The sequence below is a fragment of the Streptomyces sp. NPDC002403 genome, assembly GCF_053593015.1.
Window position 1 is genome coordinate 22,694 of the sequence record NZ_JBSFBQ010000065.1, and the last position, 12,499, is coordinate 35,192.

12 protein-coding genes and 2 pseudogenes are annotated in these 12,499 nt (G+C 68.8%); 10 read left to right on the forward strand and 4 right to left on the reverse strand.

All coding sequences use genetic code 11. From position 1 onward, the window contains the following. Positions 1-123: 123 nt before the first annotated feature. The 6 genes and pseudogenes from ACWCPY_RS37690 (at position 124) to ACWCPY_RS37715 (ending at position 8,138) form a co-directional block, all read left to right on the forward strand. Positions 124-1,092 carry a helix-turn-helix transcriptional regulator gene (locus tag ACWCPY_RS37690; protein ID WP_451272838.1) on the forward strand — a complete coding sequence of 323 codons (969 nt, stop codon included), beginning with the start codon at positions 124-126 and terminating at the stop codon, positions 1,090-1,092. A gap of 608 nt (positions 1,093-1,700) precedes the next feature. Next, positions 1,701-1,865: pseudogene (locus tag ACWCPY_RS37695) on the forward strand (helix-turn-helix domain-containing protein); the annotation flags it as partial. Between the two features lie 1,429 nt (positions 1,866-3,294). Further along, on the forward strand, positions 3,295-4,497 hold the full coding sequence (locus tag ACWCPY_RS37700) for an FAD-dependent oxidoreductase (protein ID WP_451272840.1): 1,203 nt from the start codon (positions 3,295-3,297) through the stop codon (positions 4,495-4,497). Between the two features lie 217 nt (positions 4,498-4,714). Further along, a complete protein-coding gene (locus ACWCPY_RS37705; RefSeq protein WP_451272842.1) occupies positions 4,715-6,142 on the forward strand; it encodes an MBL fold metallo-hydrolase in 1,428 nt (475 codons plus the stop codon). Beyond that, the gene (locus ACWCPY_RS37710; protein ID WP_451272844.1) at positions 6,139-7,086 is read left to right on the forward strand and encodes a sulfite exporter TauE/SafE family protein; all 948 of its coding nucleotides are present in this window, start codon (positions 6,139-6,141) and stop codon (positions 7,084-7,086) included. The genes ACWCPY_RS37705 and ACWCPY_RS37710 overlap by 4 nt, the downstream gene beginning before the upstream one ends. A gap of 269 nt (positions 7,087-7,355) precedes the next feature. Beyond that, the gene (locus ACWCPY_RS37715; protein ID WP_451272846.1) at positions 7,356-8,138 is read left to right on the forward strand and encodes a GntR family transcriptional regulator; all 783 of its coding nucleotides are present in this window, start codon (positions 7,356-7,358) and stop codon (positions 8,136-8,138) included. Between the two features lie 93 nt (positions 8,139-8,231). Here ACWCPY_RS37715 and ACWCPY_RS37720 read toward each other — a convergent pair. Next, positions 8,232-9,044 (reverse strand): annotated as a pseudogene (locus tag ACWCPY_RS37720) (IS5 family transposase). A 243-nt stretch (positions 9,045-9,287) separates the two neighbouring features. Between ACWCPY_RS37720 and ACWCPY_RS37725 the strand changes: the two are divergent. After that, positions 9,288-9,755: a hypothetical protein gene (locus tag ACWCPY_RS37725; RefSeq protein ID WP_451272848.1), complete on the forward strand. Its 468-nt coding sequence runs from the start codon at positions 9,288-9,290 to the stop codon at positions 9,753-9,755. 365 nt (positions 9,756-10,120) lie between these two features. Continuing rightward, complete coding sequence (locus ACWCPY_RS37730; RefSeq protein ID WP_451272850.1) at positions 10,121-10,666, forward strand: GNAT family N-acetyltransferase; 546 nt, start codon at positions 10,121-10,123, stop codon at positions 10,664-10,666. A 217-nt stretch (positions 10,667-10,883) separates the two neighbouring features. Here the strand turns inward: ACWCPY_RS37730 and ACWCPY_RS37735 are convergent, their stop codons facing one another. Then, positions 10,884-11,165, reverse strand: a complete 282-nt coding sequence (locus ACWCPY_RS37735; RefSeq protein ID WP_451272852.1) for a hypothetical protein — start codon at positions 11,163-11,165, stop codon at positions 10,884-10,886. Between the two features lie 199 nt (positions 11,166-11,364). On the opposite strand from ACWCPY_RS37735, the gene ACWCPY_RS37740 reads away from it, so the two are divergent. Together ACWCPY_RS37740 and ACWCPY_RS37745 are read left to right on the forward strand one after the other, a co-directional pair. Then, positions 11,365-11,763 carry a hypothetical protein gene (locus tag ACWCPY_RS37740; RefSeq protein ID WP_451272854.1) on the forward strand — a complete coding sequence of 133 codons (399 nt, stop codon included), beginning with the start codon at positions 11,365-11,367 and terminating at the stop codon, positions 11,761-11,763. 58 nt (positions 11,764-11,821) lie between these two features. After that, positions 11,822-12,052, forward strand: a complete 231-nt coding sequence (locus ACWCPY_RS37745) for a hypothetical protein (RefSeq protein ID WP_451272856.1) — start codon at positions 11,822-11,824, stop codon at positions 12,050-12,052. An 8-nt stretch (positions 12,053-12,060) separates the two neighbouring features. Here ACWCPY_RS37745 and ACWCPY_RS37750 read toward each other — a convergent pair whose 3' ends face one another. Together ACWCPY_RS37750 and ACWCPY_RS37755 are read right to left on the reverse strand one after the other, a co-directional pair. Next, a complete protein-coding gene (locus ACWCPY_RS37750) occupies positions 12,061-12,264 on the reverse strand; it encodes a hypothetical protein (RefSeq protein ID WP_451272864.1) in 204 nt (67 codons plus the stop codon). 61 nt (positions 12,265-12,325) lie between these two features. Further along, the coding region (locus tag ACWCPY_RS37755) for a transposase (protein ID WP_451272862.1) at positions 12,326-12,499 on the reverse strand (174 nt) is incomplete at its 5' end.

The window sequence follows — 12,499 nt, forward strand, 5'->3', positions numbered from 1 at the left end:
GAGGGGTGGGTGGGGGCATGTGGAAGCCCGAACCGAATCCGGACCCGATGTCTCCCTCGTGGATCTGACGCTACGACGGGACCAGGACAGTTTCGGTCCTGGTCGTGCCCTACGCTCCGGCATGTGATCAGCACTTCCGCACGGCTGCTGCGGCTGGTCTCGCTGCTCTCCACCCGCCCGTCGTGGACCAACAGCGAACTCGCCGAACGCCTGGACGTCACCGAACGCACTGTCCGGCGGGACATCGCCAAGCTGCGCGAACTCGGCTACGCCATTGACTCCGACCCCGGCCCCTGGGGCGGGTACCGGCTCAGCGGCGGCAGCAGCAAGTTGCCACCGCTGAGCCTGGACGACGAGGAAGCGCTCGCCGTGGCCGTGGCCCTGCGCGAGGCGGCGCTCAGCGGTGTCCTCGGTACCGACCAAGCAGCGCTCTCGGCCCTCCTGAAACTCCAGAGACTGCTGCCCGCGCACATCGCGGACCGGTTGGCCGAACTGGACGCCGCGTTCGTCCACACCCCCCGGTCCGATGAACGCCTGGTCTCCCCGGGTGTGCTGCTGGAACTGGCCACCGCCTGCCGGCGGGGTGAGCGTGTCCGGCTCTCCTACCGTGATCGGCAGGACCGGGCCACGGTGCGGGACATCGACCCCCACCGCCTGGTACGCACGGGCCACCGCTGGTACCTGGTCGCCCTGGACGTCGCGCGGGGCCAGTGGCGTACCTTCCGCGCCGACCGCGTCACCGACGCCCAGCCGACCGGCCAGCCGGTCGACCTCGCCGACCCGCCGGACGCCGCGCTCCTGGTCTCCCACATGCTCACCAGCGGCTACCCGCTTTACGCCACGGTTCGTGTCCCTCTCCCTCTGAACCAAGCCCTGCTCCTCATCCCCCGTAACCTCGGTACCCACGAGGCCGACGGCCCCCACGCCACCCTCGTCACCGTCGGCGGCTCCACCCCCGACGAACTGGCCACGTACCTACTCGGCCTGGCGACCCCGCTCCACGTCCTGACCCCTGTCTCGGTCCGGGCTGCCCTGCACACCCGGATCCTGACCCTGCTCAACGCCAACGATCCCGATCCCCCGGGGAACTGAAGCCGGACCGGCTGCCAGGGCACCTGCCGGGCGACTGTCCTCAGCTCGGCAGCGAAAGGCCAGTTCGTCCGGCAGACCGGAAAGCCGGGCCGCCCCAGGGACTACTGCAGCGACAACTGCCGTAACCAGGCGAGCCGCCGAAAAGCGGCCGGAGACGAAGCCGCGCCCGATCCGGCACGTCACGACGACCTGCTCCTCCAGATCGCCGACGACCTCCTGCAAGCGATGAGCAGCCTCCTCGCCGGCACTCAGAACCGGGCGACTTCCGCCGACCTCCTGAAGTACCGCGCGGTGATCGCACGCCACTGGGAAGACTACGAAGCCGTCGCCGTACGCCGAGGCCGAGACCACGGCGAGTCCTGGGAAGAGCTGGGCGCGGCCCTCGCACTCAGCCCCGACCGGCTGTGCAAGAAGTGGACCTCCGACGCCATCACCCGCCGCATGGAACGTCGGCCCTCGCACACAGAACGACCCCCACCATCGGCGGCGCCCCTGTATTCATCCCTCGCCAGCGGCCGCCCGACATCAAGAACACCGACACCCCCGGCGACACGGACCCGGACGCCGACACCGGCCCACCCAGACCAGCCCTTTTCCCTGCACAGTAACTGGACAGCGCCCTCTCCCACGTCCAGCGACAGAGCGGCGGCACCCTGCGCAAGCTCGCCTACAGCATCAATGCCGACCCCTCCTGCATCTCCCGCATCATGAACGGCGAACGCGACCCCTCCTGGCGGGTCACCGAAGGGATAGCCCGCGCCTGCGCCGCCGACCCCGCGGACCTGCTGCCCCTGTGGAACACCGTCCACAGCGTGGCAACTCCTCCGCCCGCCAAGCCCGAGGCAGCCGCCGACCAGTACCGCGCCTTCCTCCGCGGCCTGCACCTGTCTGCCGCCGCACCCGCCCCCGACACGATTCGCGAAGCCAGCGACAACGCCCTGACCGCCCGGGAAATCACCCACGCGTTCCACGGCCCCGGCGTCCCGCGCTGGCCGACCACCTACCGCCTCGTCCGCGCCCTGCACGGACGGCCCGCCGACCTCCGACCTCTGTGGCAGACCACCCGGCCCCTTCCCCCGCCCCAGACCTCCACCATTCCGGCCGACACCTTCGGCCACCTCGTCACCCACTTGCCCACCGTCGTCGCCCGCCCCAACTCCACCTCCCACGCCTGGCAACTCCTCACCGCACGCCTGACCATCCTCACCAACCAACGGCCCCGCCCCACCGCCGCATCCCTCCAGGACGACAGCGTCCTGTTCCACCACGTGCTGCGCTACCCGGCCACCACCATCGCCTCCCTGACCGGACAAGAACCCGCCACCATCACCGCCCTCCTCGCCGCCGCCCAACGCCAGCGCACGCCAGGCAGCACAGCCGCATCCCCGTGCCGGCATCGCTGCACGGCGAGCTTGCAGAGGCTGTCCGCCTGCCCGCGGCGGGCTACGAGCAGGATGGGCTTCTCCCGTGTCTACAGCATGTTCGCCGAGCGAGGTCTGACCGACGACCTCACCTTCATCGGCTCCGGCAAGCTTGCTCTGCCCGAGACCACCGATCGCTTCAGCACGAGCAAGCGATTCATCGACCCTTCATGCGTCAGGTCAAGACACCCCGCCAGGACACCGGCTGGTTCTGCGACGTCCGGCCCGTGATCCGGAGGGCCAGATGCGCGGACGCAAGCCGCCGGTCGGCGGTCCCGGTCGGGCTCTGACTCAAGGAAACGGCCGGACGGCCGTGAAATGAAGGGGAACAGGTGCTGCCTCGGCGTTGCCTCCCGCCCGCCGGGCAGGTCAGCGGGTCCCAACTCCGTTTCCTTGCCGCTACGTTCAGTTCAACGAGCGTGCGCTCCCGGCGCCTGCTCGCGGCCGTACGGACCTCCAGCGGCCGCAGCCTCGCCACCTGCGCCAAGGCGGTGGCCGAGCGGCTGCCGCGCTCGGCCACGAACACATGGCCTTCGGCGGCGAGAAGGTCTCCCGCTGGGAAGCTTGAGCACTGGATTGCGGCGGAGACCCTTGCTGGAGGGCGGGGCATGCGGCGCGGGCCAGGGAGAAGAGGGGCCCGGCCGCGCGTGAGGCGGAGGGGCGCCCAGCTGAGGCCGCACTTAAATGTACGTACAATTTCTGCGATTCTCCCAAGGATGGCTTGCTTGTTGGTGCCGGGCCACCTAACGTGAATGTACGTACATTTGATCGGAGGGTTCCCTTGGTGACCAAGCAGCACCACCGGACCGTGATCATCGGCGGCGGGACCGCAGGTATCTCGGTCGCGGCTCGGCTCCGCCGTGCCGGTGAAAAGGACGTCGCAGTGCTCGACCCGAGCCTTCGCCACTACTACCAACCGTTGTGGACGCTGGTAGGCGGCGGACGAGCGCCGCTGAAGGAGAGTGTCCGCCTGCAGGAGACCGTGATGCCGAAGGGCGTGCGGTGGATCCGCCGCGCCGCGGTCTCCATCGACCCCGAAGCCCAGTCGGTGACGCTGGATGACACCGGCACCGTCTCCTATGACCACCTGGTGGTCTGCCCCGGCATCCAGCTGGACTGGGATCGGGTGCCGGGCCTGGAGGCCGGGCTCGGCAAGGACGGCCTGTCGAGCAATTACCTGCCGCACACTGCTCCCGCGACCTGGCGCTTCATCCGCGGGACCCGCTCGGGCAGTGCGGTGTTCAGCATGCCGACGGGAGCCATCAAGTGCGGCGGTGCCCCGCAGAAGATCGCATACCTCGCCGCCGACTACTGGCGGCAACAGGGTGCCCTCGGCAAGATCGACGTCCACCTCGTGATACCCGGTGCCGCCATCTTCGGAGTTCCGGAGTTCGCGCGCGTGCTCGATGATGTGGTCCGCCGGTACGGCATCAACGTCCACTACGGAAGCGAAGTCACCGAGGTGCGTCCCGAGGCCCGCGAGGTGGTCGTCACCGAGCTGGGCACCGGAGGCAGGAAGACTCTGCCGTACGACATGGCCCACCTCGTCCCACCGCAGAGCGCCCCGGAATGGATCAAGCGCAGCCCGCTCGCCGGAGCAGACGACCCGGCCGGCTACGTCGAGATCGACAAACACACCATGCGACATGTCAGGTACCCCAACGTCTGGGCCCTCGGAGACGTCGGATCGTCCCCGAACTCCAAGACCGGCGCGGCCGTGCGCAAGCAGGCGCCCGTGGTCGTCGCGAATCTCCTCGCCTCGATGAACGGCAGGGAACCCACCGCCGCCTACCACGGCTACTCCTCCTGCCCGCTGACCACGGCCCGCAACAAGATGCTGCTCGCCGAGTTCGACTACAGCGGTCAGCCCACCCCGTCGATCCCGGTGATCAACACCATCCGCGAACGCACCGACATGTGGTACCTCAAGCGGCGCGGCCTGCCATTCCTCTACTGGAACCTCATGCTCCGCGGGCTCGCTTGATCCGACGCCCGAAAGCGGGAATCCGACCGCCGCACCGGCCGGAGAACCGGCGGGTCGCACCCGCGGTCCCGGCCCCGGCGTACATCGCCACCCTGCTTCTCGGCCACCTTGCCGTCGCCGCGCTGCACAGACGGCGCACGGCTCGCCCGACCTTGTCACCCGCGCCCTGGGCCCGATGCCCCGGCGCACCGTCACCGCTCATCATCAGGAGCCCGTCATGACGAACCACACCGGACCGCTGGTCTTCGTGCAGTTCTACCTCGACTGCCTCTCCCACGCCTCGTACCTCGTCGGCGACCGCACCACCGGCCGGGCCGTCGTGGTCGACCCGCAACGCGATGTCAACGACTACATCTCCACCGCCGAGCGTCACGGCCTGACCATCGAGCGGGTCCTAGAGACCCACATCCACGCCGACTTCCTCTCCGGTCACCTGGAGCTGGCCGAGCGCACCGGCGCCCGCATCTCCTATGGCTCCGCCGGCACGCTCGACTTCGACACCGACCCCCTGGACGATGGCGAGCACCTCAGCCTCGGCGAGGTCGACCTGGAGATCCTGCACACCCCTGGCCACACCCCCGAGTCGATCTGCGTCGTCGTGCGCGAACATGCCGACGACGCCATCCCCCACGGTGTCCTCACCGGAGACACGCTGTTCATCGGCGACGTCGGCCGTCCCGACCTGCTCAGCGCCCGCGGCCGGTCCGCCGAGGACATGGCTCGCGCGCTGTACCACTCCACCCGGGAGCGCCTGCTCACTCTCCCCGACGACACACGTGTCTACCCGGCGCACGGGGCCGGCTCGGCTTGCGGCAAGAACCTCTCGACCGAGCTGAGCTGCACGATCGGCAACCAGCGTCTGAACAACTACGCCCTGGCCGACATGACCGAGGGTGAGTTCGTCTCCGTTGTGACCGAAGGCCAGCCCGCCGCGCCCGCCTACTTCGCGTTCACATCCGTGCGCAATCGCCAGGCCCGTCCAGTCCTGGACGAAAACACCCACGTCGTCCCCCTCGACCCGGCCGCCTTCCTCGACGCCCGGGCGCGCGGCGCCATCGTTCTGGACACGCGGGACCCGGAGTCGTTCGCCTCCGCCCACCTGCCTGGCGCGGTCAACGTCCCCCTCGGCGGGCGCTTCGCCGAGCTCGCCGGCGAGGTGCTCGACGCGCAGGAGAGCATCATCCTGAGCGGCGACCCGGCCACCGCGCGCGAGGCCCGCAACCGGCTCGCCCGCATCGGCTTCGACCGCGTCCTCGGCGCCTTGACGACCCCGGTTGACGCCGTCGGCGCCGAATACCTGACCGCCGTCGTGCGCGTGGAGGCCACCGGCCTCGATGACAGGCTCGCCAAGGACGCGGACGGCTTCGAGCTGCTGGACGTGCGTGGCCCCGGCGAAGTGCGTGAAAGCGGCACCATCCCCGGCGCTCGCCTCATCCCGCTGCCCGAACTGGTCGGCCGCCTGGGCGAGCTGCCGGCCGACCAGCCGCTGACCGTGTTCTGCGCGAGCGGCAACCGCTCATCGGTAGCCGCGTCCGTACTGCGCGCCCGCGGCTTCGACACCACCGACCTGCGCGGCGGCTTCTCCGCCTGGCGCGGTGACGCCGAGTACCCCGCCGACACGACCCCGGGTGGCGTCCCGGCGTGAGCGTACTGATCCTCGCCCTGCTCTGCGGAGCCGTGGTCGGCCTGGCTCTCGGCGCGCTCGGCGGTGGCGGGGGTGTGCTCGCGGTCCCGGCCCTGGTGTATCTCCTGGGCGTCGCGCCCGCCGACGCGGGGACCACCAGTCTGGTCGTCGTCACTGTCACCTCCGTCATCGCCCTCGTCCGCCACATCGGCACCGGCAACATCCGCTGGCGGACCGGCGTCCTGTTCGCCGCGGCCGGCGTGGTACCCGCCATCGGGGCGTCCATGCTCGCCCACCGCATCCCGCAGACCGTGCTGACCACTGCGTTCGCCGTCCTGGCCGCTTTCGCCGCCGTGGTGATGCTGCGTGGTCTCCGCGCGGTACACACCCACCAGGCCCCCGCGTCCGAGGCGGCCTCGCAGGCCACCGCACTGGGGTCCGGCGCGTCCCTCTCCGGTCCGCCCGGGCCTGCGGATACGTCCGTCGTCCGGGCAGCCGGCGGAACCAGCGTGACCGCACAGCGTGCGGGCGGTCACACGCCGGAAGAGGCGGGCGGCGCCGACACCGCCGACAGCCACGGGAGGACTGTCGGCCGGGCCGGGTACCTGCGCACCGGAGCGGCCGGGGCCGGCCTGGGTGCGGTGACCGGGTTGCTGGGTGTCGGCGGCGGCTTCCTTGCCGTACCCGCCCTGGTGTCGGTGCTCCGCCTGCCGATGCGGACGGCCGTCGGCACCAGCCTCGTGGTCATCCTCATCAACTCGGTCGCGTCCCTCGCCACCCGCGTAACCGCCGGAGGAATGTCCCTCGACCTCGCGATTTTCGGTCCGTTCGTGGGCGCCGCCGTCCTCGGCGCCTGGGACGGCAAGCGGCTGGCAGCCAAGCTCTCCGGCGCCGCCCTGCAACGGACTTTCGCCGCCCTGCTGCTCGCGATGGCTGTGTTCATGCTCATCGACGTGATCGTCTGAGCTTTCCCGCACGGCCGCAGTTGGTACACCCTGCGACGGGTGACGGCCCACGCTGATCGGCTGCCGCCCGAGCAACGGGCATCCGAGCCCGTCGCGCGTCCTTTGGCGTACACAACGCGGTCACGTCGGGCCGGCCCCTGCGGGCCCAGGTCTACCACCTTTGCCCGGGGGAACCGGTGAGTGCGGGTTTGCGCCGCCCCTGCAAATGTACGAACATTCGCCTTGTGCCAGTAGTATCCGTCCGACCCCCGAGCCCCAGGAGGACAACGGTGACCTCCCGACCTGATCCCCGTCCCCTCACCCGATCCGCGGGCAAACCGCTGTGGGCACAGCTGCGCGCCGACCTGCTGCGCCGCCTCGAAGACGGCGAGTTCCGCGACGTCTTCCCCGGCGAGCATGACCTCGTCGCCGAGTACCAGGTGAGCCGGCACACGGTTCGCGAGGCCCTCCGTCAGCTTCGTACGGACGGCCTCGTCACCGCCCGGCGCGGCAAGGTCTCCCGTTTCACTGCCGACCGCCCGCTGGAGCAGAAGGTCGGTGAGGCGTACAGCCTTTTCCGGTCTGTCGAGGAGGTCGGCGCAGTCCAGCGCAGCGTCGTTCGTGTGCTCGACCAGCGCGCCGACGGTGTCATTGCTGCCCGTCTGGGACTTGAGGAATCCACACCGCTCGTCTACCTCGAACGCCTCCGTCTCGCCGACGAGAACCCGCTCGCCGTCGATCGCGTGTGGCTGCCTGCGGACGTGGCCCGCCCGCTCCTGGATGTCGACTTCACGCACACCTCGCTCTATGACGAGCTCGAACGCCACTGCGGCACGCGCATCAGTGGCGGCTGGGAGCGCATTCGGGCCGTCGCGCCCGGCCGCGGAGAGCGCACCCTGCTCGACTGCCCAGAGTCCACAGCTCTGTTCGCAATCGACAGACTCGGTCACGACACCAGCCGACGCCAGGTCGAGTGGCGGCAGACACTCGTCCGAGCGGATCGCTTCGCCGTCGCCGCCGAGTTCTCCACCGACGACGGCTACCGGCTGGGTGCTCCGGTCCGTATGCCCTGACCAGCGATCGCGCCGCAGGGGTCCGACGGAGCGAGCCGAACCGGGCGCCCTCCGCCGCGGCATGTCAACTACCGCAGCACCTAAGACCGTGTCCTACATGGTCAGCTTGAGGAACCGTTTGTAGCAGCAGAGAGCGGCTGCGAGTCCGAGAAAGGCCAGGTAGTTGCCTGGTTCCGCTCGTAGCGGTGGTTGAGTCGGCGGTAGCCGGTCAGCCAGGACATGGTGCGTTCGATGACCCACCTGCGGCGGCCGGGCCGCTCGCTGGATTCGATGCCCTTGCGTGAGATACGGACGCCGATGCGCTTGCCCCAGAGCCATCGCGGCAGGTGGGGGATGTCGTACGCCTTGTCGGTGTGAAGGCGGCGGGGCTTCGATTCCGTCGCATGGGATTCGTGTCCCATGTGGAAATGGGACAGCATCGGCTTCAGAGCCTGGCTGTCGTGGGTGTTGGCCGCGGAGAGTCCGAAGCGTAGGGGCAGTCCGTCCGCGTCGGACAGGACGTGCATCCTGGAACCTGGTCTGCCCCGGTTCACGGGACTCGGACCTGCAAGTTCGCCCCTTTTTTGGCGCGGACATGCGCGGAGTCCAGGACCGCCCGGGACAGGTCGATCAAGTCCTGTTCGTGCAGGAGCTGGAGAATCTTCTGATGCAGCCGGCCCCACACCCCGGCTCTCGACCAGATGACGAAACGGCGGTGCACCGTCGACTTCGACGCACCGAAGCACGGCGGCAAGGCCCGCCAGGCGCACCCGCTCACCAGCACGTAGACGATCGCCGCGAAGACCGCCTCATCATCGATGTTCGCGACCCTGCCCCCTGCGGACGCACGCGAGCCGACGGCAGCAACGGCCTCGCTTCCGGCCACAAGCTGTCCGGAACAATCCATCCCCACCGTCCACTCCCCATGACCAGCTCAATTACCAAATGGCCATGTAGGGCACGGTCCTAACGCAGTGCTCGTGGTACCTGTCGGCAAGGAACGTGCAGGGCCGGGGGAGCGGTGTTCGAGAGACTGACCGCACCCCCAGCCCTGCAAGATCGGTTACACGACTTGGCGGCACACCATTGTGGGAAGCTCACGTCCGTCGCGCCCGAAGGCTGTCCGGGCTCGCCAAGTACCTTCTGGCGCATGCGTGTTGGAATGCCTATATGGTCACTTCCGCTGACGGAACCACGCGCCTGAGCCCGGACGAGTTCGCGCACCGCCTGCGTGCCGAGATCGAGCGGCTGAGAGACGAGGCGACGCGCCAGAGGAAACTCGCCCACCGCCGGGCCGAGTTCTGGGCCAAGACGGACATCGCCCTCGGTTTTCCCGCGGCCCTGCTCGCGGGCACGGCGGGAGCGGCAGGACTGGCCTCGACGGACGTACGCGTTCCTGCCGCCCTCGCCGCTCTGGCCTCTGCCGGGTTCGCGGCGGGAGCGGGCTTCCTGCGCAGCGACACCAGGCGCCGCGCCAACAAACGCGCCCGGCACGCATGGGCCTCGGTCGAGGCCAGGGCCATGGTGGCACTGATCCAGGAGCACGTGTCCCACGAGGACCTTGGCGACCTGCTGGAATGCCGCCAGGCCGCGCTGGCTGCCTACGACGGCGAGGAGCCCCAGCCTGGGTCGTCGTGATCCGCAGCCTTTCGGCTGCCGCCCCGTGTTGAAGAACTCGGAGTGGGCGGCCTGGCAGGTGTAGCCGCCACCGTGGCGAGACGGGCGGCCTCGGCTTGCTTGGCGCGGAGGAAGGTCAGGGCCGAGTCGATGCCCTGGGTGTCGCCGGGCCAGGAATCCGCCGGGCCGAGCACCGAGCCTTCGCCGCTCCTTTCGCCGTGGCACAGCGGGGAATGCGCCGGTGACTGCCGCCATGTGCCGGTCTTCACCGGGTCCCGGCTCCCTCCTCGCGCTGTTGTTCTTTAGAGCCTGGCTCCCTGGCTGGGTTGTCGGCTGCTGGGGAAAACCGAGGTGACAGGCGATGTCTGCTGAGGAAGACTCGCGCCGTGCGCGATCGTGTGGATGCTTCCTCTGGCCTGGTGTTGCGGGGATGGAGGGCCGAGGACGCTTGGGCGGTGATGGCCGCGTTCGCGGATCCGCTCATGCGTGGCCAGGCCAGCGAGCCAGTCAATTCTGTTCAGGCTGCCGAACGGTGGATAGCGGCTCGCGATGACCAGTGGACTGCAGACTCTGCCTATTCCTTCGCCGTCGTCGATGGCGATGATCTCGTTCTCGGCCAGGTGTGTGTCAGCCAAGTGGATCGGCGTCATAGCACTGGATGGGTGTCCTATTGGACGACGGCAACGGCTCGTGGCCGGGGCATTGCTTCCTGTGCCTGCCGTGCCGTGGCCCGCTGGGCTTTCGATGACGCGGAGCTCTTCCGGCTGGAGCTTGGGCACCGGGTGAACAATCCCGCCTCATGCCGAGTGGCCCGCATTGCTGGCTTCGCGGTGGAAGGACAGCAACGACAGAAACTCGAATACAACGGCGTCCGCTTCGACGTAGAACTCCATGCCCGTCTGGCATCGGATACGGAGCCCGCGTCGTTGTGAGGCTCGCCGCTGTTCCAGCGTTCCACCGGGAGAACCGGGCTGTTCCACTTGTCCCACCCGCGGACAGGCTCTCGGTGTTGGCAGGCACCCGGTGGCCGGCTGTCGCCCGCGGCCGCCTGATCCTCGTTGCCGTCCCGTGCGCAGACGCTGGCCCGTGGGCGGGCCCCCACGGCCCTGGCCGGCCCCGGCCAGGAAGGTGCAAGTTCACCGCTGGTCCTCAACTTGAGGGTTTGTCGCCAATCTCGTCAGCGGGATCGGCCGCACGGTAGCGGCCCATGCTCCTGGAGATCAGAACGGCGCCCAGAGGGGTCATGCCATAGAGTACGGGGAAGTCTTTGCCGAATCTGGTGATGAGGAAGGTCAGCCCTGCGAGGGCGATGATCAGGACAGGACGCCTGACGACGTGGCGGCAAAGGATTCCCAGTCGGCGCCATCCCCGCGCTTCGGTGAGCTGTGTCCAGTCTGATGGTGGCATGACGTCAGCGTAGTCGTGCAGCACTCAACAATGCAGCTGCGTGACGCCGTCATGGCTACTGCGCCCAGCCGATGTCGCGTACCTGAGCTCGGCCCCTGTCGGTGCGTATGACGGCTCTACGTCACGCTCGACCGGGGCGGGGTGGGGGGAGCGCCTCGGGGTGTCCTACGACTGCGATGATTGTTTCATTTGCCAACGAAGTTTGACTGCAAGGCGAGGGTTGATGAGCCGCCGTATATCCCAAGGTGTCCTGGTCGTCGGGTCGATCGGCGTTCTGATCAACATCGTGGACGCGATCGGGACGGGGCGTCTGGAGCCGCACGATGCCTTCGCCGCGCTGGTCGTGCTCGGTGCGGGTGGTGAACTGCTCGAAGAGCGGCGGCCCAGGGCCGCAAAGGCGCTGTACGCCGTGGCGTCGGTGCTGCTAGTGGTTGCCGGATCCGTCGCGGGGGCCAGGGCGTGGGCCTCGTTCTTCAGGGGCGCGGCCTATGACTGGCTCGACCTCGGACTCGGGGTTCTGGTCGTGCTCTACGTGGCCGTCGGCGCGGGCCAGCTGCTCGCGCACTTGTCCCGCAGAGCATCGAGGTCTCGTGGAAATGCCGGCATGCTCAGCGAGTACTAGCTGGCCGGCAGATTGCCGCCGTAGCACCTGGGTGGCCGGCTGCCGGCGAGCGTCGCGGATGGCGAGGGCGGCGTTCATCGAGGGCAGTGAAGACGAGCAGATGGGTCCGGACGATGCCGTCAAGGTCCTGGAGGGTGTCTCCCACCTGGTCAGCAAGCTGTCGAGCGACCAGCGGAGCGAATTGATCGACGTGCTCGGGACGATGGCCGAAGCGGAGTCCGACCCTGCGCGGCGTGAGTTCCTGGAAGGGTTCCCGGAGGGCTTCGGGCTCCTTGATGATGTGGTCTGACCTGTGTCTCAGGAGTAGAGCAGGACGCGTTTGCGGAGGTGGGCGAAGCCGGCCCGGCCGAACATCTGACGTTTGAGCATCTTGATTCGGTTGACGTGGCCTTCGACGACGCCCGAGCTCCAGGGCAGGTTGAGGCCGACGATGACGGCATCGGGGTCGCGGTCGATGCCTGCGGCGAGGGTGTGGAGGCTGGGGAGGTCGTCTGACGGCATCGAGCCACTGCGGCAGCCGTTCGTCCTGGCGCTCGGTGAGCATTTGGCCTAACTGATCGTTTCAGAATGCGGTTCGGAGTCGTCTCAAGCAGATGATGCTGCAGGCGAGTTGGAGCAGACCGAGATGGAGGTCGGCGCGTATCTCGTAGCGGATCCGAAGGCGTTTGAACTGGTGCAGCCAGGCGAAGGTCCGCTCGACGACCCAGCGCGTCTTGCCCAGGCCGGAGCCGTGCGG